The 18,247-nt window shown below is 63.6% G+C and carries 19 protein-coding genes; 4 read left to right on the top strand and 15 right to left on the bottom strand.

The genetic code is table 11. The annotated features are described in order from the left end of the window. Positions 1 to 19: 19 nt before the first annotated feature. The 9 genes from hscA to AWB76_RS32890 all read right to left on the bottom strand — a co-directional run bounded on the left by hscA (position 20) and on the right by AWB76_RS32890 (position 8,000). Positions 20 to 1,885, bottom strand: coding sequence for a Fe-S protein assembly chaperone HscA (gene hscA, locus AWB76_RS32930; protein ID WP_061164299.1), 1,866 nt, complete (start codon positions 1,883 to 1,885; stop codon positions 20 to 22). 37 nt (positions 1,886 to 1,922) lie between these two features. Then, positions 1,923 to 2,450, bottom strand: a complete 528-nt coding sequence (gene hscB, locus AWB76_RS32925) for a Fe-S protein assembly co-chaperone HscB (protein WP_061164298.1) — start codon at positions 2,448 to 2,450, stop codon at positions 1,923 to 1,925. 83 nt (positions 2,451 to 2,533) lie between these two features. Continuing rightward, positions 2,534 to 2,857 (bottom strand): iron-sulfur cluster assembly protein IscA, encoded by a 324-nt coding sequence (gene iscA, locus AWB76_RS32920; RefSeq protein ID WP_035501138.1) that lies wholly within the window; start codon positions 2,855 to 2,857, stop codon positions 2,534 to 2,536. Between the two features lie 49 nt (positions 2,858 to 2,906). After that, positions 2,907 to 3,335 carry a Fe-S cluster assembly scaffold IscU gene (iscU, locus tag AWB76_RS32915; RefSeq protein WP_061164297.1) on the bottom strand — a complete coding sequence of 143 codons (429 nt, stop codon included), beginning with the start codon at positions 3,333 to 3,335 and terminating at the stop codon, positions 2,907 to 2,909. Between the two features lie 50 nt (positions 3,336 to 3,385). Then, entirely contained in the window at positions 3,386 to 4,609 is a 1,224-nt protein-coding gene (locus AWB76_RS32910) for an IscS subfamily cysteine desulfurase (protein WP_061164296.1), read from the bottom strand. Positions 4,610 to 4,693: 84 nt separating this feature from the next. Further along, positions 4,694 to 5,221, bottom strand: a complete 528-nt coding sequence (iscR, locus tag AWB76_RS32905; RefSeq protein ID WP_061164295.1) for a Fe-S cluster assembly transcriptional regulator IscR — start codon at positions 5,219 to 5,221, stop codon at positions 4,694 to 4,696. 139 nt (positions 5,222 to 5,360) lie between these two features. Continuing rightward, positions 5,361 to 5,843 (bottom strand): low molecular weight protein-tyrosine-phosphatase, encoded by a 483-nt coding sequence (locus tag AWB76_RS32900; RefSeq protein ID WP_061164294.1) that lies wholly within the window; start codon positions 5,841 to 5,843, stop codon positions 5,361 to 5,363. Between the two features lie 109 nt (positions 5,844 to 5,952). Further along, complete coding sequence (locus AWB76_RS32895; RefSeq protein WP_061164293.1) at positions 5,953 to 7,191, bottom strand: patatin-like phospholipase family protein; 1,239 nt, start codon at positions 7,189 to 7,191, stop codon at positions 5,953 to 5,955. Between the two features lie 14 nt (positions 7,192 to 7,205). Then, on the bottom strand, positions 7,206 to 8,000 hold the full coding sequence (locus AWB76_RS32890; protein ID WP_061164292.1) for a 3-hydroxybutyrate dehydrogenase: 795 nt from the start codon (positions 7,998 to 8,000) through the stop codon (positions 7,206 to 7,208). Positions 8,001 to 8,289: 289 nt separating this feature from the next. Here AWB76_RS32890 and AWB76_RS32885 point away from each other — a divergent pair, with 289 nt between their 5' ends. After that, positions 8,290 to 9,135 (top strand): 23S rRNA (adenine(2030)-N(6))-methyltransferase RlmJ, encoded by an 846-nt coding sequence (locus AWB76_RS32885; RefSeq protein ID WP_061164291.1) that lies wholly within the window; start codon positions 8,290 to 8,292, stop codon positions 9,133 to 9,135. Positions 9,136 to 9,153: 18 nt separating this feature from the next. Here AWB76_RS32885 and AWB76_RS32880 read toward each other — a convergent pair whose 3' ends face one another. After that, the gene (locus AWB76_RS32880; protein WP_061164290.1) at positions 9,154 to 9,525 is read right to left on the bottom strand and encodes a hypothetical protein; all 372 of its coding nucleotides are present in this window, start codon (positions 9,523 to 9,525) and stop codon (positions 9,154 to 9,156) included. A 112-nt stretch (positions 9,526 to 9,637) separates the two neighbouring features. On the opposite strand from AWB76_RS32880, the gene copM reads away from it, so the two are divergent. Next, entirely contained in the window at positions 9,638 to 10,036 is a 399-nt protein-coding gene (gene copM / locus AWB76_RS32875) for a CopM family metallochaperone (protein WP_061164289.1), read from the top strand. 89 nt (positions 10,037 to 10,125) lie between these two features. On the opposite strand, the gene AWB76_RS39625 is transcribed toward copM, so the two are convergent. Both AWB76_RS39625 and cueR read right to left on the bottom strand, forming a co-directional pair. Further along, the gene (locus tag AWB76_RS39625; protein WP_074169005.1) at positions 10,126 to 10,272 is read right to left on the bottom strand and encodes a DUF3563 family protein; all 147 of its coding nucleotides are present in this window, start codon (positions 10,270 to 10,272) and stop codon (positions 10,126 to 10,128) included. A gap of 235 nt (positions 10,273 to 10,507) precedes the next feature. Further along, complete coding sequence (gene cueR, locus AWB76_RS32870; RefSeq protein ID WP_061164288.1) at positions 10,508 to 10,894, bottom strand: Cu(I)-responsive transcriptional regulator; 387 nt, start codon at positions 10,892 to 10,894, stop codon at positions 10,508 to 10,510. Between the two features lie 97 nt (positions 10,895 to 10,991). On the opposite strand from cueR, the gene AWB76_RS32865 reads away from it, so the two are divergent. Beyond that, entirely contained in the window at positions 10,992 to 11,198 is a 207-nt protein-coding gene (locus AWB76_RS32865; protein WP_061164287.1) for a heavy-metal-associated domain-containing protein, read from the top strand. Further along, positions 11,195 to 12,133 carry a dTDP-4-dehydrorhamnose reductase family protein gene (locus AWB76_RS32860; RefSeq protein WP_061164286.1) on the top strand — a complete coding sequence of 313 codons (939 nt, stop codon included), beginning with the start codon at positions 11,195 to 11,197 and terminating at the stop codon, positions 12,131 to 12,133. Before AWB76_RS32865 ends, AWB76_RS32860 begins: the two co-directional genes overlap by 4 nt. Here AWB76_RS32860 and AWB76_RS32855 read toward each other — a convergent pair. From AWB76_RS32855 to imuA, 3 genes are read right to left on the bottom strand one after another with little or no spacing between them, the layout of a single operon-like run. Further along, positions 12,127 to 15,579: an error-prone DNA polymerase gene (locus AWB76_RS32855; RefSeq protein ID WP_082864581.1), complete on the bottom strand. Its 3,453-nt coding sequence runs from the start codon at positions 15,577 to 15,579 to the stop codon at positions 12,127 to 12,129. The genes AWB76_RS32860 and AWB76_RS32855 overlap by 7 nt on opposite strands. Positions 15,580 to 15,585: 6 nt before the next feature. After that, entirely contained in the window at positions 15,586 to 17,157 is a 1,572-nt protein-coding gene (locus AWB76_RS32850) for a Y-family DNA polymerase (protein ID WP_061164285.1), read from the bottom strand. Continuing rightward, positions 17,102 to 17,965, bottom strand: a complete 864-nt coding sequence (imuA, locus tag AWB76_RS32845; RefSeq protein ID WP_061164284.1) for a translesion DNA synthesis-associated protein ImuA — start codon at positions 17,963 to 17,965, stop codon at positions 17,102 to 17,104. The genes AWB76_RS32850 and imuA overlap by 56 nt, the downstream gene beginning before the upstream one ends. Positions 17,966 to 18,247 lie beyond the last annotated feature (282 nt).

Below are 18,247 nucleotides of genomic sequence, written 5' to 3'. Positions count from 1 at the left end.
ATTTCTCGAATGGGGTGATTTAGACGTCGTCGAGCTTGCGGCCCGCGAGCGCGCGCCGGATGCTCTTGTTCATGCGGCGCGCGGCGAATTCGTCGGTGCCGGTGGCGAGCGTCTTGGTCGCATCTTCGATCTGTTCGACCGAATCGCCGTTCGCGAGCGCCGCCAGTTCCGTGACGAGCGTCAGGATTTGTGCGCGTTCTTCGTCGTCGAGCAATTCGCCGTCGGTTTCGAGCGCGGCGTGCGTCGCTTCGATGAGGCGCTCCGCTTCCACCTGCGCCTCGCGCAACGCACGCGCGCGCATGTCGGTTTCGGCGGTCTTGAAGCTCTCTTCGAGCATGCGCGCGACTTCGTCGTCGGCGAGGCCGTAGGACGGCTTCACCACCACCGACGCCTCCACGCCCGACAACTGCTCGCGCGCGAACACGGACAGCAGGCCGTCCGCGTCGACCTGATAGGTCACACGGATGCGCGCCGCGCCCGCGGCCATCGGCGGGATGCCGCGCAGCTCGAAGCGCGCCAGCGAGCGGCAATCCGACACCAGCTCGCGCTCGCCCTGGACGACGTGAATCGCCATCGCGGTCTGGCCGTCCTTGAACGTCGTGAAGTCCTGCGCGCGCGCGGTCGGAATCGTCGAGTTGCGGGGAATGATCTTTTCCGTCAAGCCGCCCATCGTCTCGACGCCGAGCGACAGAGGAATCACGTCGAGCAGCAGCCAGTCGTCGCCTTCGCCGCGACGGTTGCCGGCGAGCAGATCGGCCTGAATCGCCGCGCCGAGCGCGACGACCTGATCCGGATCGAGATTGATGAGCGGCGGCTGGCCGAAAAACGCCTCGACCGCGCGGCGGATCACCGGCATGCGCGTCGCGCCGCCGACCAGCACGACGCCCTTGATGTCCTTCGCACTGACCTTCGCGTCGCGCAGCGCCTTCTTCGTCGGCGTAAGCGTGCGCGCGACGAGCGCCTCGGCGAGCGCGGCGAATTGCGCTTCGGTCACGGCGACATCGATGTCGACGCCCGTGGACAGCGTCGCCTGCACGCGCGTTTCGGGCGCGTCGGACAACGCTTCCTTCGCCGAGCGCACGCGATCGAGCATCAGGCGCACGTCTTCCGGCGTATCGAGCGCGACGCCCGCCTGCTCCAGCACATGCCGATACAGCGCATGATCGAAATCGTCGCCGCCGAGCGCGGAATCGCCGCCCGCCGCGAGCACTTCGAAGACACCTTTCGTGAGCTTCAGGATCGACAAGTCGAAGGTGCCGCCGCCGAGGTCGTAGACGGCGTACAGGCCTTCGGAGCCGTTATCCAGACCGTAGGCGATCGCGGCGGCCGTCGGCTCGTTCAGCAAACGCAGCACGTTCAGGCCGGCGAGCTTCGCGGCGTCCTTGGTCGCCTGGCGCTGGGCTTCGTCGAAATACGCGGGCACCGTGATCACCGCGCCGACGAGATCCTCGCCGAGCGTGTCTTCCGCGCGGTAACGCAGCGTCGCGAGAATCTCCGCCGACACTTCGACCGGGCTCTTCACGCCGTCGATGGTGCGAATCTGCACCATGCCCGGCGCGTCGATGAAATCGTACGGCGCGTTTTCGGCGCCTTCGACTTCGCTCTTGCCGCGGCCCATGAAACGCTTGACCGACACGATCGTGTTGCGCGGATCGGTGACGGCCTCGTCTTTCGCGATGCGGCCGATGCGCCGTCCGCCCTTCTCCAGATAGCGCACGACCGACGGCAGCAGCACATGGCCGTCCTCGTCGGGCAGCGCTTCGGGCACGCTGTTGCGCACGGCCGCGACGAGCGAGTTCGTCGTGCCGAGATCGATGCCGACCGCCACGCGCCTTTGATGCGGCGCCGGCGCCATGCCGGGTTCTGAGATTTGCAGTAAAGCCATCGTTGGTCTTATGGGGTTGTGTGCGGCGCGTTTGCCTTTAATGTTCGAGCCGCTCGATCTGCGCGCCGATTTCCGTCGCCACGCGTTCGATGAACATCAATTGACGCACGGCCTCGCTCGCCGCCTGATTCGATCCGCTGTCGATGAGCGCCTCGAGCTTGGTGAAGCGCACGCGCTCTTCGTCGCGCAAGTCGTCGAGCAGCGCTTCGAGCGCGCCGATATTCTTCGCGTCCGCCGCATCCTCGATGTTCTCGCGCCATTCCATCTGCTGCATCAGGAAGGCGGGCTCCATCGCGGTGTTGTTCTCCGCGCCGACGTCAATGCCGCGCTGCGACAGCATATAGCGCGCGCGCTTGAGCGGATCGCGCAGCGTCTGATAGGCCTCGTTCGCGTGCGTCGCCCATTGCATCGCGAGACGTTTCTGCGCATCGCCGGCGGCGGCGAAACGGTCCGGATGCACTTGCGCCTGCACGGTGCGATAGGCGTCGTCGAGCTTGTGCGGATCGACGGCGAAAGTCGGCGGCAGATCGAAGAGATCGAAGTGACTGTCTGTGAGCGAAGCCATGCTATGTCTGTGAATTCAGTGTGCGCGAATGAAAAAGGCGGCACGCGCCGCCTCTTTTGCCGATGCCACCGGCGTCATGCACGTCAGACGCGGAACGATTCGCCGCAGCCGCACTCGTCCTTCGCGTTCGGGTTGTTGAACTTGAAGCCTTCGTTCAGGCCTTCGCGGGCGAAGTCCAGCTCGGTGCCGTCGAGATACGGAAGACTCTTCGGATCGATCACGATCTTCACGCCCGACGTCTCGAACACGGTGTCTTCCGGCGTGAGCTCGTCGACATATTCGAGCTTGTACGCGAGGCCCGAACAGCCCGTCGTGCGCACGCCCAGCCGCAAGCCGACGCCCTTGCCGCGCCGCGTCAGATACTTCTGCACGTGTTGTGCCGCTTTATCCGTCAACGTGATTGCCATAGTCTTCGCTTCTCTCTCCGGGGCGCCTCGCCGGACGCCCGTCGTCCAGTTACGCCGCTGCCTGCTTCGTTTCAGCCGCTGCCGCTTCCGGCGCCGCGACGCCGTGACGCTGCTTGTAGTCAGCGACCGCTGCCTTGATCGCGTCTTCCGCGAGAATCGAGCAGTGGATCTTCACCGGCGGCAGCGCCAGTTCTTCGGCGATCTGCGTGTTCTTGATCGTGAGCGCCTGATCCAGCGTCTTGCCCTTCACCCACTCGGTCACGAGCGAGCTCGATGCGATCGCCGAGCCGCAGCCGTACGTCTTGAACTTCGCGTCTTCGATCACGCCATCCGCGCCGACGCGGATCTGCAGCTTCATCACGTCGCCGCATGCGGGCGCGCCGACCATGCCGGTACCGACGGTGTCGTCGTCCTTCGAGAACGAGCCGACGTTGCGCGGGTTTTCGTAGTGGTCCAGAACCTTGTCGCTATAAGCCATGATTCAAACTCTCCTAATATTCGGTGTCGCGTGTCGCTCAGTGTGCCCGCTTAGTGCGCGGCCCACTGGATGGTCGAGATGTCGATGCCGTCCTTGTGCATTTCCCAGAGCGGCGACAGATCGCGCAGCTTCGCGATCTTGTTCTTCAGCAGATTGATCACGTAGTCGACGTCCTGCTCGGTGGTGAAACGGCCGACCGTGAAACGGATCGAGCTGTGCGCGAGTTCATCGTTGCGGCCAAGCGCGCGCAGCACATACGAAGGCTCCAGCGACGCCGACGTGCACGCCGAACCCGACGACACCGCGACATCCTTCACCGCCATGATCAGCGATTCACCTTCGACGAAATTGAAGCTGATATTGAGGTTGTGCGGCACGCGGCGCTCCATGTCGCCGTTGACGTACACCTCTTCGATATCCTGCAGGCCTTTCAGCAGACGGTCGCGCAGCATGCGGATGCGCTCGTTTTCCGTCGCCATTTCTTCGCGCGCGATGCGGAACGCCTCGCCCATGCCGACGATCTGATGCGTCGCGAGCGTGCCCGAACGCATGCCGCGCTCGTGACCGCCGCCGTGCATCTGCGCTTCGATGCGCACGCGCGGCTTGCGACGCACGTACAGCGCGCCGATGCCCTTCGGACCGTACGTCTTGTGCGCCGAGAACGACATCAGATCGACCTTCAGCTTCTGCAGATCGATTTCGATCTTGCCGGTGGCCTGCGCCGCATCGACGTGAAAAATGATGCCCTTCTCGCGCGTGATCTCGCCGATCGCCTCGATGTCCTGGATCACGCCGATCTCGTTGTTCACGCTCATCACGGAAACGAGGATCGTGTCCGGGCGGATGGCCGCCTTGAATTTGTCCAGATCGATGAGGCCGTCGTCCTTCACGTCGAGATACGTGACTTCGTAGCCTTCGCGCTCCAGCTCACGCGTGGTGTCGAGCACGGCCTTGTGCTCGGTCTTCACGGTGATGATGTGCTTGCCACGGCTCTTGTAGAAGTGCGCCACGCCCTTGATGGCGAGGTTGTCCGATTCCGTCGCACCCGACGTCCAGATGATCTCGCGCGGATCGCAATTCACGAGCGCCGCGACGTTCTCGCGCGCTTCCTCGACCGCACGCTCCGCATCCCAGCCGTACTGGTGGCTGCGCGAGGCGGGATTACCGAACTGCTCGCGAAGATACGGGATCATCTTGTCCACCACGCGCGGATCGACGGGCGTCGTCGCGCTGTAGTCCATGTAAATGGGCAGGTGGGGAATATCGTTGTTCATCAGTCGCTCCGGGAAAATCGGTCAAAGCTCTTGGCTGGGATGTTCTTCTCTGCGCGCCCGGCCCGTGCCGGCGCGGCATTTATGTCATCCGGCCAGATTGAAAATGGAATTCGGACCCTTGGGCACGACGCGCGCGGTCTCGACGCCAGCCGATTCGGCACGCCGGTCGCGCAGCACCGCCGATGAGCCTTCGCGTGCGCGTTGCTGATCCACCAGATCCTTCAACGAGACGGAATCGAGATACTCGACCATCTTCTGGTTGAGCGTCGCCCAGAGTTCGTGCGTCATGCAGTGGCCGTCGTGCTGCTTCGTGCCTTCGCACGTGCCCTTGCCGCCGCACTGCGTGGCGTCGATCGGCTCGTCGACCGCGATGATGATGTCGGCGACCGTGACGTTCTCCGCTCGGCGCGCGAGGTTGTAGCCGCCGCCCGGCCCGCGGACCGATTCGACGATCTCATGCCGCCGCAGCTTGCCGAAGAGCTGTTCGAGGTAAGAAAGCGAGATGCGCTGGCGCTGACTGATGCCTGCCAGCGTCACCGGGCCCTGCTCCTGGCGCAATGCCAGGTCGATCATCGCCGTGACGGCGAAACGGCCTTTCGTGGTGAGTCTCATAATTGGGGGCTACCGCTAATACTCGATGATTTTCGTCAAGTATAAATAGCCCACAGTTTTAGTCAAGTATCCCGGGCGTGATATGTAGTCTTTTAACGAGATTTTTTGCTATGTGGGATGGCTGCCGCTCAGGCGGCCCTCAGGCGGCCAACTGTCCGCGCAGGGCTTTCAGCAAACCTTCGCAGGCGTCTTCGCACTGATCGAGGACCTTTTCGAAACCTTCGTCGCCGCCGAAATAGGGATCGACGACGACGCGGCTGTCATCGCGCGTCGCGAATTCCATCAGCAGACGAATCTTGTCGCGATGCTCGGGCGGACAGACTGCGGTCAGCGCGGCGGCGTTGGCGTCGTCCATCACGATGAAAAGGTCGAAGCGCGCGAAATCGGCTGCGGCGACCTGCCGTCCGCGCAGCGTCGACAGATCGTAGCCGCGCTTCTTCGCCGCCTTTTGCGCGCGCTCGTCGGGCGGCTCGCCGATGTGCCAGTCGCCCGTTCCGGCCGAATCGATGACGATGCGGTCAGCCAGCTTCGCCCGCTCGACGAGATCGCGCATCACCGCTTCCGCGCTGGGCGAGCGGCAGATGTTGCCGAGACAGACGAAACAGACCGCGATCGAATTCATCTAGCGCCGGAGAAAGTCGTGAAGCCCGGCGGCGTCAGCCGATGACGCCACCGGAATGCGTCCCGGATTATACAAAGCGTCACAAATTCTCGCCCAACGCGCTCACCGCCTACCGCTCGTCGCGATGGATGTCATGCGTGACGAAGCGGGATTCGCCGTTGGGCATGTCGAGCCAGTCGCGATGCGCGAGCGTGCGGCGCATATCCGCGAGGCCGCTTTCCCAGTGCTCGCGCATGGTCGAGAAACCGAACTGGAAATCCTTGTAGTGGCCTTCGTATTCCTTGTGCCGGTAGATCAGATGGATGATGTTGTAGCGCTTCGAACACGCGAGGTTGGCGGCGAGCCTGCACCACTCGTCGCGCTTGCGGACGTCTTCGGGCACGAGATCGAGCACGTGCTGCAACACGTTCCGGTAGCGCTGCGAGCGCTGCATCTGATCCGTGACAAGACGGGTGCGGCTCGAATACTGCACGTCCTTCACGCGCCCCATCACGTCGACGATGCTGTCCGGCACCGGCCCGCGCGCGCTCCACAGATCGACCTGGAACGCGAGCGTGTCCTGGCGCGGCGTCGCCTGCGCGATCTCGTAGAGCGGCGTGTTCGACATGAGACCGCCGTCCCAATAGAACTGGCCGTCGATCTCGACCGCGGCGAAGCCCGGCGGCAACGCGCCCGAAGCGATGAAATGCTCGGCGCGCAGCTTGATCCGCGTGTTGTCGAAATAGGCGAAGTTGCCGGTCGCGACGTTCACCGCGCCGACCGACACGCGCGTTTCGCCGGAATTGATGCGATCGAAGTCGCAAAGACGTTCGAGCGTGGCCTTGAGCGGCGTCGTGTCGTAATAGCTCGCGGTTTGCGGCGATGTCGACACGATCGGCGATGGCGTCGGGAAACGCGGGATGAAAAAGCCCTTCTGCCCTTCGACGAGCGCGCCGAAAGCCTGCATCGCGGTGAACGCCTTGCGGATTTCATCGGAGGAATCGAATAACGCGCGCTCGACAAAGGCCGGCAGCGGGAAACCGAACGCGGGCTGGCAGATCGTCTCCCAGAACTCCTGCAGACGCGTCACGCGATGCTCGGGCGCGTTCCCCGCGATGATCGCCGTGTTGAGCGCGCCGATCGAAATGCCGGCGATCCAGTTCGGATGAATGTCCGCCTCGTGCAGCCCCTGATAGACGCCCGCCTGATAGGCGCCGAGCGCGCCGCCGCCCTGGAGCATCAGCGCGATCGTCTCGTAGGGCGGCAAAGGGATGCGAGATTGCGTTTCAGCGGATTCGTCACACGCGGCGGAATTTCGATGTACCGCGCGTCCCCTTCGGACGACTTCTTCGTTCTCGATTTCCGACATCCCGCGTGTTCTCCTTATTGCATGAACCAGCCGTGACTCACGACGAACGATTGCCCCGTCAGCGCCGCCGTTTCGAACGCGGACAAAAAGAGCACGGTTTGCGCGACATCCTCGACGGTCGTGAACACGCCGTCGACCGTGCCGCCGAGCATCACGCGCTTGACGACTTCCTCCTCGCTGATTTTCAGCTCCTTCGCCTGCTCGGGAATCTGCTTGTCGACGAGCGGCGTGCGCACGAACCCCGGACAGACGACGTGCGAGCGCACGTTGTGTTTCGCGCCTTCCTTCGCGAGCACGCGCGCGAGGCCGAGCAGACCGTGTTTCGCGGTCACGTACGCCGACTTCAGCGGCGACGCTTCGTGCGAATGCACCGAGCCCATGTAGATCACGACGCCGCCGCGATCGTCCTTGTACATGTGTTTCAGCGCGGCCTTGGTGGTGAGAAACGCGCCGTCGACGTGGATCGCCATCATCTTTTTCCAGTCGGCATACGCGTAGTTTTCGATCGGATTGACGATCTGAATGCCCGCATTCGACACCAGAATGTCCACCGAGCCGAGTTCCGACGCGACCCGGTCGATGCCCTGATTGACCGCGTCTTCGTTCGTCACGTCCATGGCGATGCCGATGGCCTTGCCGCCCTTCGTGCGAATCTCTTCGGCGACCGCGTCCGCGCCCGCCTGATTCAGATCGGCGATGGCGACCGCCGCGCCCGCGTCCGCGAGCGTGAACGCGATTGCACGGCCGATGCCGCTCGCCGCGCCTGTCACGACCGCGGTCTTGCCGTCGAGCTTACCGTTTGATGACATGCGAACCTCCTATCCAGTGGAAGACATCGGGTGTATGACAACATCCGTAGGCGCGGCCATCAAGCTGGCCATTCGGCATAGGAGACGTCGCACGCAAAATCAGAATGCCTAGGCCATTCAGCCGACTGTTCACGCGTATCCGGGAGCGGTTATTGTGCATGAAGGACGCAGTGCGCTGCAGCACAGCCCGGCGTCATGACGATTGCGCAGGACCGGGTCGGCTAGAATAGGCGCCCTTCCCTCGCACCTTTTCACTTCTGCTTCTCGCGCCCGGCGCGGGCCTCCTGTCATGCTCAGTTATCGTCACGCCTTTCATGCGGGCAATCATGCCGATGTGCTGAAACACGCGATCGTCATCCAGATGCTTCGCTATCTCGGCCAGAAGGACAAATCGTATTGGTATATCGATACGCACGCCGGCGCCGGCGTCTATTCGCTCACCGAGGGCTTCGCGACGAAAAATGCGGAGTTCGAGACGGGCATCGGCAAGCTCTGGGACCGAACCGACCTTCCGCCGCTCCTCGCCGACTATGTCGATGAAGTGAAAGCGTTGAATCCCGATGGCGGACTGCATTTTTATCCCGGCTCGCCCTATATCGCGTGGCGCACGATGCGCGAACAGGACCGCATGCGGCTTTTCGAGCTGCACAGCACGGAGATTGACGTACTGAGCCACAATTTCCGCGATGCCGGCCGCCGCGCAATGATCTACGAAGGCGACGGCTTCGACGGCATCAAGGCGCTTCTTCCGCCGCCGCCGCGCCGGGCGCTCGTGCTGATCGACCCATCGTACGAGGACAAGCGCGACTATGCGCGTACGCTCACGTGCCTCGAGGAAAGCATCAAGCGCTTCGCGACGGGAACGTATGCGGTCTGGTATCCGATCGTCACGCGCCCGGAATCTCAGCGCTTCGCCGATCAGTTGAAGGCCATCCAGCCGAGCGGCTGGCTGCACGCGGCGCTGACGGTGAGAAAACCGCCAACGGACGGCTTTGGCCTCTTCGGCAGCGGCATGTTCATCATCAATCCGCCGTACACGCTCGCGAAGGAACTGAAGGCATCACTGCCTTATCTCGTCGATGCTCTCGGCGAGGACGACAACGCATCGTTCAAGCTGGAGCATCGCGCGGACTGAGTTGGGCTCGGCCGGTGATCACGGATGAGTCGTGCGCGGAACTCTTGGCCGCACGCCGCCGCCGGGCTGGACGGGCACACTGCTCTGTCCGCTCGAATATTCGACGTACGGTGAAACGACGATCGGCGGTTCGGCCTGCTGGGGAATGCCGGGCAACGTCGCCATCGGCACCATGCCCGGTCCGCCGAGCGGCCCGCTCTGGAGTACGGTTCCGCTCACGCCGCTGTGAATGCCGGTTTGCGTATCGAGCACGAGCGGCTCGCCACCCGGCTTGGCGACGACCGGCTGAGAACCGAGAAAAGCCGCGGCGAGCGCGATGCAAAAACGTGTGCCTGCCGCGACTCGAACGCGGAAACGGATATTCGTCGTGTCCTTGATGTGCCCTGGCATCGCGCGCTTTTTATGTAGACGAAACCGCTTTACCTTACCCCGGTGGCAAGCTTTAGGCTAGGCGTTCCGACACACATGCAGCTTCGCACCCGCCCATTTCACAGGAGATACGATGAAATCAACAAGAATTGCGCTTGCCATCTTCGCCACCCTCTGTAGCGCCAGCGCGTTCGCCCAGACCGCGGCCCCCGCGAGCGATGCCATGCCCGGCATGAACATGGAACAGCACGCGGCCAAGCCCACGGATGTCTCGTCGACCGCCGCGTTCCAGGCTGCCGATCAGAAAATGATGTCAGGCATGTCGAGCATCGAGTACACGGGCGATGCCGACCGCGATTTCGTCGCGCACATGATTCCGCATCATCAGGGCGCGGTGGAAATGGCGAAAGTCGAGCTGAAGTACGGCAAGGACGCCAAGCTGCGCAAGCTGGCGAAGGACATCATCGCCGCGCAGGACAAGGAAATCGCATTCATGAAGCAGTGGCTGGAGCAGCATCCGCGCAAACAGTAACCAGACGCGAGCCACGGAAAAGCAAAAGCCCCGCAATGCGGGGCCTTTCATTTTTACGCTCGGCGTTTTCGACGCCAGAAACGTGACGCTTACGCGTTGTAGCCGTTCGACTCGAGCGAGCGGATGCGCTGTTCGAGCTGGACGATGTCCGTCGATTGCGCAAGATAAGCTTCGCGACGGCGTTGCTCGGCGGCTTCAAACCAGATGCTCAGTTTTTCGATCAGGAATGCAAACATGATGTTCTCCAAGGTCTTCAAAAGATCCCTGGCAGTTCGGGTCAGGGATTACCCGCGTTAGGGAATACCCGGAGTATAGAGCAGAACACACGCGCAGTGGTAGTGAAATGCTTGAATAGTGTGCATTCGGTTTCGGAATGGTGCAGGCTCGGTTGCTGCTTCAAATCACTGATTTTTCAGATTAATACGCGATTTTCGAAGCCTCTGGATCGCTTTCAAGCACCAATTGGGTGCATCACTGGGCGAGCTTATCCAGAATCGGGCAATCCGGCCGGGTATCGCCGTGACAATGATTCGCCAGATGCGACAGCGTGTCGCGCATCTCCGTCAATTCGGCGATCCGACGGTCCAGTTCCGCAACGTGCTCCAGCGCAATCGACTTCACCTCGGCGCTCGCACGCGACCGGTCGTGCCACAGCGCGAGCAGCTTGCGGATATCTTCGACGAGAAAGCCCAGCCGGCGCGCCTGCCGCACGAAGCGCAGCGCATGCACTTCGTGATCGCCATAGACGCGATATCCCGATGACGTTCGCCCAACCGGATTGAGCAATCCGACGCTCTCGTAATAGCGGATCATTTTCGCCGTCACCCCCGAGGCGCGGGCCGCTTCGCCGATGTTCATCGTTCGCTCCTGAAAAATGTCATTCCGACTCTACACCTTCCCATGATGGCAAGGTATACGATGTCGTTGATCGAGGACTTTTCAAGAGGAAACCACAATGACCGAATTCGAAGTTCAGGGCATGAGTTGCCAGCATTGCGTCGCCGCTGTGACGCGCTCCATCCACGAAATCGATCCGCAGGCGCAGGTCCGCGTCGATCTGGAGCGCGGCAAGGTCGCCGTCGAGTCGGCGCAATCGAGCGATGCATTGAAAGAAGCCATCGACGAAGCCGGTTATACCGTCGTGGGCATCGCCTCCGCATGAGCGCGGGCGAGCGTTTTACCGTCGCGCTCATCGGCGCGTCGGGGTTGTTGGGCCGCGCGGTCGCCAACGAGCTGGCGAGCGCGGCCAGCACGCAGCCATGGCGCGTCGTGCGCACGGCCCGCAGCCGCGCCGACGCAGCGAGCGTGAAGCTCGATCTGCTCGATCATGACGCGGTGCGCGCCTTCCTCGGCGAGGTCGCGCCCGATGCGATCGTGGTGGCGGCGGCGGAGCGGCGTCCGGACATCTGCGAAAACGATCCGGCGCTCGCGCGCGCGTTGAACGTCGATGCGCTCAACGTGATCGCGACCGAGGCCCGCGCGCTCGGCGCCTGGGTGCTGTCGATTTCGACCGACTACGTGTTCGACGGCACGTCGCCACCCTACTTGCCCGACGACGCGCCCGCGCCGCTCAACGCGTACGGCCAAAGCAAGCTCGATGGCGAGCGCGCGCTGCTCGCGAGCGATCCGCGTTCCTGCGTCCTGCGCCTGCCGCTGCTTTACGGCCCGTTCACCGGCTGGAATGAATCGGCGGTGACGAGCCTCACGCCCGCAATCGTGAAATCGGCCGATGCAGCGAACCCGCCCGCCTCGATGGACGCCTGGGCGACGCGCTATCCGACGTTCACGCCCGATGTCGCCGTGGTGATCCGAGGCATGCTCGAACAGCATGCAAAAGGCGCGACGATCTCCGGCATCGCGCAATGGTCCGGCGACGAGCCGATGACCAAGTTCGATATCGCCGAACGAATCGCGCGAGCGCTGAACGTGGACGCAAAACTCATCGCGCAGCGCACGCCGACCGACGCGACACCGCGCCCGCGCGACTGTCATCTCGATTCCGGCCGGCTGGAAGCGCTGGGAATCGGCCGTCGCACGCCGTTCGACATCGCGATCGGCGGGCTGCTCGCCAACTGTCCGGACGTCTCGTCTCAGTGAAAATCGCGGCTCGGCGCGGCGAGACGGCCGAGCAACGCGCTATGGTCTTCGAGCCGCTGCGCCACCAGATGGCGCACCTCGCCTTCCATTTGCCAGACGCCGTGCACGCCGAGCAACGACGCCCCTAGCAGCACCTTGCGCTGCTTCTCGACGAGGCCCGGCCAGACGATCACGTTGATCGCGCCCGTTTCGTCCTCGATCGACACGAAAATCGTGCCGTTCGCCGTGCCCGGCCGTTGCCGCACCGTCACGATGCCGCACGCCCGCACGACGCGTCCGTTTTTGATGTCCGCCAGATCCGCCGCGGTCTTGAAGCGCATACGCGAAAGTTTCTCGCGCAAAAGTGCGAGCGGATGCCGATTGAGCGTGAGCCCGAGACTCGCGTAATCGTCGACGATTTCACGTCCTTCCGATGCTTCCGGCAGCGCGAGCGGCGCCTCGCTCATCGGCGCGTCGCGCAGCAATTCAGGCGCGCGCTGCTGCGCGGTCACCGCCCACCACGCCTGACGCCGATGTCCCGCGATGCTCGCAAGCGCATTTCCCGCCGCGAGCGCTTCGAGTTCGCGCCGCGACAACGCGGCACGGCGCGTGAGATCGTCGACATCGCTGAACGGCGCCTGCGCGCGCGCGGCCATGATCCGCTCGGCTGCCGCTTGCGGCAGACCTTTGATCAATTGCAGGCCGATCCGCACGCCCGGCCCTTGCGCTCCGTATTGCCGGCCATCCAGCCCGATGCGCTTTCTGAGCCTGCGCGCCGCGCGCCGCACCGTCTTCCGGAACACGCGATCCAGCGCGGCCGCGCCATAAAACTGCTGACGCCGCCGCTCCTTGCCGGCATCGAACGCGATGCGCTCGCCGTCGCCGGCGCGCGCTTCCAGCACCGATTCCCAATCGCTCAGGGAAACATCCGGCGCGAACACCGGCACGCCGTGACGCCGCGCATCCTGCACGAGTTGCGACGGCGAATAGAAACCGAGCGGCTGACTGTTCAACAGGCCGGCCAGAAACGCCGCGGGCTCGTAACGCTTGATCCACGCGCTGATGTAGACGAGCAGCGCGAAGCTCGCCGAGTGACTCTCCGGAAAGCCGTATTCGCCGAAGCCCTCGATCTGCTTGCACACGCGCGCGGCGAAATCGTGCTCGTAGCCGCGCGCGAGCATCTTCTGCATGAGATCGGCCTGATACTTCTCCAGATGACTGCCGCGGCGCCACGCGGCCATCGCGCGACGCAACTGATCGGCCTGTTCCGCCGTATAGCCCGCCGCGACCATCGCGAGCTTCATCACCTGCTCCTGAAAAATCGGCACGCCGAGCGTGCGGCCGAGCACCGGCCGCAGTTCCTCTTTCGGATAATCCTCGGCTTCCAGCCCCTGCTTGCGGCGCAGATACGGATGCACCATGCCGCCCTGGATCGGACCGGGCCGCACGATCGCCACTTCGATGACGAGGTCGTAGTATTTCTCCGGCCGCAAACGCGGCAGCATGCTCTGCTGCGCACGCGATTCGATCTGGAACACGCCGATGGTGTCCGCGCGGCAGCACATCTCGTAGACGGCCTTGTCCTCGCGACGAATATGCGGCAGCCCGAAGCCCGGCACGCCACGCCGCAGCGCGACGAACTCGAGCGCGCGCCGGATCGCCGAAAGCATGCCGAGCGCGAGCACGTCCACTTTCAGGAGCTTCAGTTGATCGATGTCGTCCTTGTCCCACTGGATCACGCAGCGGTCCTTCATCGCGGCGTTTTCGATCGGCACGAGCCGCGACAGGCGCTCCCGCGCGATCACGAAGCCGCCGACGTGCTGCGACAGATGCCGTGGAAAGCCGCGTAGCTCGCGCGTCAGCCGGATGAGATGCTTCGTGACGTGCGAATCGTCGCTGAAGCCGGCTTCCCGCAGATAGCCCGCCACCGCCGACGGCCCATCCCACCATTGCTGCGACTTGCCGATACGTTCGATCAGCGACGCATCCAGCCCGAGCGCCTTGCCGACATCCTTCAGCGCGCTGCGCGTGTGATACGTGATGAGCGACGCCGCCAGCGACGCGCGATGTCGCCCGTACTTCTGATAGATGTACTGGATGACTTCCTCGCGCCGCTGATGCTCGAAATCGACGTCGATGTCGGGCGGCTCGTTGCGCGCCTGCGAAATGAAGCGCTCGATGAGCAAGCCCATCCGCACCGGGTCGAGCTCGGTGATGAACAGGCAAAAACAAATGATCGAATTTGCCGCCGAGCCGCGCCCCTGACACAGAATCCCTTTGCTGCGCGCAAACGCGACGATGTCGTAGACCGTCAGAAAGTACTTCTCGTATTCCAGCTTCGCGACGAGCGCCAGTTCCTTCTCGATGAGACCGATCGTCTCGGCATCCATGCCGTTCGGCCAGCGTTGCAGCGCACCCGCCATCACCCGCTTGCGCAGATAGCTCGCGGGCGTCTCGCCGGGCGGCACCAGTTCCTCGGGATACTCGTACTTGAGTTCGTCGAGCGAAAAGATGCAGCGAGCGGCCACTTTCAGCGTTTCCCTGATCGCCTCTTTCGGATACAGCGCGCCGATGCGCAGCCGCGTGCGCAAATGCCGCTCCGCGTTCGCTTCGAGCGCATAGCCGCATTCGGCGAGCGGCCGGTTCAGGCGAATCGCGGTGAGCGTGTCCTGCAATGGCTTGCGCGAGCGCGCGTGCATCAGCGCGCCGCTTGCCGCGACGAGCGGCAACCCGCTCGCTTCGGCGATCACGCGGCATGAGGCGAGCCGCTCGTCGTCGCTGCCGTCCTGCCAGAGCTCCAGCGCGAGCCACGCGCGGCCGGCCGCGAAACCGGCCAGCCAGTGCGCGCGCTCGAGCGTATCGGCGAGCGTCGCCGAGCGCTGCGGCACGAGAATCAGGAGGCAATCGGGCAAGTGCTTCAGATGCGCGACATCGCCGCGCAGGTCGGCTGTATCGGATGATGCGGCGGGATCGGTGAAATCGTCCGGACCGATCCTGTAGCTGCCCTTGGGCGAACGAGCGCGCGCGTGCGAAATCAGCTCCGACAGATTGCCGTAGCCCGCGCGATTCGTCGCAAGCGCGATGAGCGTGCAGAACGGTTCGCCGTTTGCATCCGTGAGATGCAGTTCGCTGCCGATGATCAGCTTCAGATCCTGCTTCTTGGGCGGCGGCTCGCCGGCTCGCCGTGCGGCTTCGGCTTCGGCTTGCGCCTTTGCCTCGATGTCCTTGATCGCGGCATGTGCGCGCACGACGCCCGCGAGCGAGCATTCGTCCGTGATCGCGAGCGCGGTATAGCCGTGCTCGAGCGCGGCCGCCGCCAGTTCCTGCGGATGCGACGCGCCGCGCAGAAACGAGAAGTTGCTCAGGCAATGCAGCTCGGCGTAACCCGGCAACAACGCCGATGCCGACATCGAGCCGGGAAACGCGCTGTCTTCATCCAGACCGATGATGTCGCTCAGATCATCCATCGCGCATCATCCGAAAAAACCGTGCAGGAACCAGTCGCCCGTGAGACGTTCTCGATAGAGCCAGAACATGCGGCCGCGATCGTCGGCGGCGACGTAGTAATCGCGCTGGACGCCGTTGCCGTCCCACCACCCCGCCTCGATGCGCTCGGTCCGGCTGATCAGCTTCAACGGACGCCGATAGAAGGGCCGCTCGTTGCGCAGCATCAGCTTTTGCGGCGTTTCGAGTATCCACGACGGACGCGGCTGCTGGGGCACGGCGAGATCGGGAAGTTCGAGCGGCCCGTCAGGTTCCGTGTGCGCTTCGGGTTCTGCTTCGACAGACGTGTCCGTCTTTGCCGCTTGCGTCTGCGGCGATTTCTTCCCGCGCCTGGGCTTCGTTTCGCTCGCAGGCTTGTAAGGTTCGACCGTCATCGCCGCCTCAGGCCGGTGATCGTCGCGCGCGACCAGTTGCACGACGTTCTCGGCGCCAAGCCGCGCGCTCAGACGTTCGAGCAGTTGCGCCATCGACTCGCTGTCGGAACCGGGCATCGGAAACAAGGTGTCGGGCGGCGGCGCATGCTCGCTGACCTTGTCGGCCAGAAGCTTCATCTCGATGACGGGCGCGGCGAGCGTCGTCTGATTCAGTTTCTCGCGTAGCAGCCACAAGATGTGGTCGGCTTCGCGCGTCGGCACGGCCCACGCCACCTTGAACGTCGACGTTTTCGGCGCATGGCGGGCGGCCAGCTCATGTTCGAGCAACAGCGAGAATTCACTGACCGCCGCATGATGCGCGCTCAACCAGCCGGCGAGCTGCAGCACGAGCCGGCGGGCGGCGAACAGCAACGCCTCGGCGCTTTCCACGCGCGCCTGCAATTCGAGCCGCGCCTCGAACGACGCCGGCGCGCAAAACGCCTCGCGCGGATCGGGCGCTTGTCCGTACGCTTGCGCGAGCCATTGCAGGACGCCTTGTCCGAATCGTCGCGCGACGCCCTTGCGCGGCAGACGACGCAAATCGGCGAGCGTCGCGCAGCCGATCTGCTCGAACACGTTGCCGTGCGAATGCGCCGACGGAATGAGCGACACGGGCAGTTGATCGAGCGCGTGCACGAGCGTCGTCTCTTTCACGATGCGCACGCGCCGCGCAACCCGGCGCGTGCGCGCGTGAGCCAGCAGCCACGCGCCCCACGCGGTCGGCGCGCAGCCCATGCGCGACGTGAAGCCGCACCCTTTTACCGTCGATGTCACTTTGGCCAGCAACGCGCGTAATCCGCCGAAGAGCCGCATGCTGGCGCCGACTTCGAGCAGCACCGTATTCGCATGCGCGAGCACGACTTTCGGCGTGAACGCGAGCAGCGCCAGCGCGACGGCTTCGAGCGCGCTCTGCTCTTCGCGAATGTCGACGGCCAGCAGCGTCAGTTGCGGCGCCAGCGCGAACGCATGCGAGCGCGTGCTGCCGGGCCGCACACCGAGCCGAAACGCGACGAGATCCGGCATGAGGATGCGCGCGTGATCGGCGAGCGCGAAGCATGGCTGATCGATATCGTCATTCGTCTTCGAGCTCGCTCCAGGCGATGTCGAGTTCGCCGGCGCTGAGGGCATCGAAGGCGGCCTGACGGCTTCGAGCGATAAAAGCGGCAATGTCACCGCTATCCACAACATGTTTGACCTCTCGTGCTTTCCTTGCCTGATGCGCACGACGAATCCGTTCGGGCAGAGCAGGCATCTGCAGCGGCAAGCTCAACTGCAACGGCTTGCCGAGCAATGGACCGCGCCGCTTGATGATGTCGATTTCGAGCATGACGGCCTGCATCCATTCGCGACGATTCATCGTCTGCGCGTTGGCCGGAAGTATCGGTTTGCAGATCATGCGCAGCGGCGCGGCAGAAGACTGCTTCGCCGCTTTGAGCGGGCGGAACAGAAATGCCAGCGACTGCGCCTCCTGAGCCGCCACCTGTAACCTTCGCAGCGCGTCGGGACGCACTTGCGGCAGCCAGATCAGCACCGCGCCGATGCCTTCCTGCTTCAACGACTGTTCCGCCGCCCAGAGCACCTGATCCTCGGGCGCTTTGACCCAGACCAGTTTGTTCACGGCGATGTTCATCGCCCGAAGCGCAGCCAGATTAGGCTTCCACGGTGGTGCAACAAAGATGACGGAGCGCCCCTTGCCTGCAGTCAGTTCGCGAATCGTGCGCGCGAGCAGTCTGATTTCGCCTACGCCGCTCTCTTCGATCAGCAATTCGGTGACGGTGCCGGGCATCCAGCCTGCACCAGGCATGACCAGATCAAGCGCTCGAAAGCCGCTCGATACGATGTTCGAATCGGGATCGTTGATTGGGCTGCCCTGCCAGATCTGACGCTGCAGATGCGATGTCAGCCCGATGTCGAGCAGTGAAAGTGCGGCACCCATAAGTTTCCCCGTCCAACGCGAATGCAAGGGCCTGCTCATGACGCGAGCACTCGCTGGCCTCTGGTTTTACTGTATATTTATACAGTATTTTGAGGTGGGAAGGTAAACAACTAGTGAGCGGGGAGGCTCGGCGGTGGAAGTGCTAAGGGCGAAAGAAAGTGGGGAAGGATGATTGCAGAGGGACTTGCCGTTTCGCTGCGACGCACGCCCCAACGCAAAAACCCCACCTTTGCGGGGTGGGGTTTTTGTCGTACGGCATAAGGAGCCTGACGATTACCTACT

It is taken from the genome of Caballeronia temeraria, from assembly GCF_001544795.2.
In the GTDB taxonomy this organism is placed as follows: Bacteria; Pseudomonadota; Gammaproteobacteria; order Burkholderiales; family Burkholderiaceae; genus Caballeronia; species Caballeronia temeraria.
The sequence above is the reverse complement of the archived record's forward strand: the minus strand, read 5'-3'. Positions and strand labels throughout refer to the sequence as shown.

Excerpts from the sequence above, each read along its gene's own strand:
- hscA (WP_061164299.1), bottom strand. The coding sequence starts at position 1,885 with ATGGCTTTACTGCAAATCTCAGAACCCGGCATGGCGCCGGCGCCGCAT.
- hscB (WP_061164298.1), bottom strand. The coding sequence starts at position 2,450 with ATGGCTTCGCTCACAGACAGTCACTTCGATCTCTTCGATCTGCCGCCG.
- iscA (WP_035501138.1), bottom strand. The coding sequence starts at position 2,857 with ATGGCAATCACGTTGACGGATAAAGCGGCACAACACGTGCAGAAGTAT.
- iscU (WP_061164297.1), bottom strand. The coding sequence starts at position 3,335 with ATGGCTTATAGCGACAAGGTTCTGGACCACTACGAAAACCCGCGCAAC.
- AWB76_RS32910 (WP_061164296.1), bottom strand. The coding sequence starts at position 4,609 with ATGAACAACGATATTCCCCACCTGCCCATTTACATGGACTACAGCGCG.
- iscR (WP_061164295.1), bottom strand. The coding sequence starts at position 5,221 with ATGAGACTCACCACGAAAGGCCGTTTCGCCGTCACGGCGATGATCGAC.
- AWB76_RS32900 (WP_061164294.1), bottom strand. The coding sequence starts at position 5,843 with ATGAATTCGATCGCGGTCTGTTTCGTCTGTCTCGGCAACATCTGCCGC.
- AWB76_RS32895 (WP_061164293.1), bottom strand. The coding sequence starts at position 7,191 with ATGTCGGAAATCGAGAACGAAGAAGTCGTCCGAAGGGGACGCGCGGTA.
- AWB76_RS32890 (WP_061164292.1), bottom strand. The coding sequence starts at position 8,000 with ATGTCATCAAACGGTAAGCTCGACGGCAAGACCGCGGTCGTGACAGGC.
- AWB76_RS32885 (WP_061164291.1), top strand. The coding sequence starts at position 8,290 with ATGCTCAGTTATCGTCACGCCTTTCATGCGGGCAATCATGCCGATGTG.
- AWB76_RS32880 (WP_061164290.1), bottom strand. The coding sequence starts at position 9,525 with ATGCCAGGGCACATCAAGGACACGACGAATATCCGTTTCCGCGTTCGA.
- copM (WP_061164289.1), top strand. The coding sequence starts at position 9,638 with ATGAAATCAACAAGAATTGCGCTTGCCATCTTCGCCACCCTCTGTAGC.
- AWB76_RS39625 (WP_074169005.1), bottom strand. The coding sequence starts at position 10,272 with ATGTTTGCATTCCTGATCGAAAAACTGAGCATCTGGTTTGAAGCCGCC.
- cueR (WP_061164288.1), bottom strand. The coding sequence starts at position 10,894 with ATGAACATCGGCGAAGCGGCCCGCGCCTCGGGGGTGACGGCGAAAATG.
- AWB76_RS32865 (WP_061164287.1), top strand. The coding sequence starts at position 10,992 with ATGACCGAATTCGAAGTTCAGGGCATGAGTTGCCAGCATTGCGTCGCC.
- AWB76_RS32860 (WP_061164286.1), top strand. The coding sequence starts at position 11,195 with ATGAGCGCGGGCGAGCGTTTTACCGTCGCGCTCATCGGCGCGTCGGGG.
- AWB76_RS32855 (WP_082864581.1), bottom strand. The coding sequence starts at position 15,579 with ATGGATGATCTGAGCGACATCATCGGTCTGGATGAAGACAGCGCGTTT.
- AWB76_RS32850 (WP_061164285.1), bottom strand. The coding sequence starts at position 17,157 with ATGCCCTCAGCGCCGGCGAACTCGACATCGCCTGGAGCGAGCTCGAAG.
- imuA (WP_061164284.1), bottom strand. The coding sequence starts at position 17,965 with ATGGGTGCCGCACTTTCACTGCTCGACATCGGGCTGACATCGCATCTG.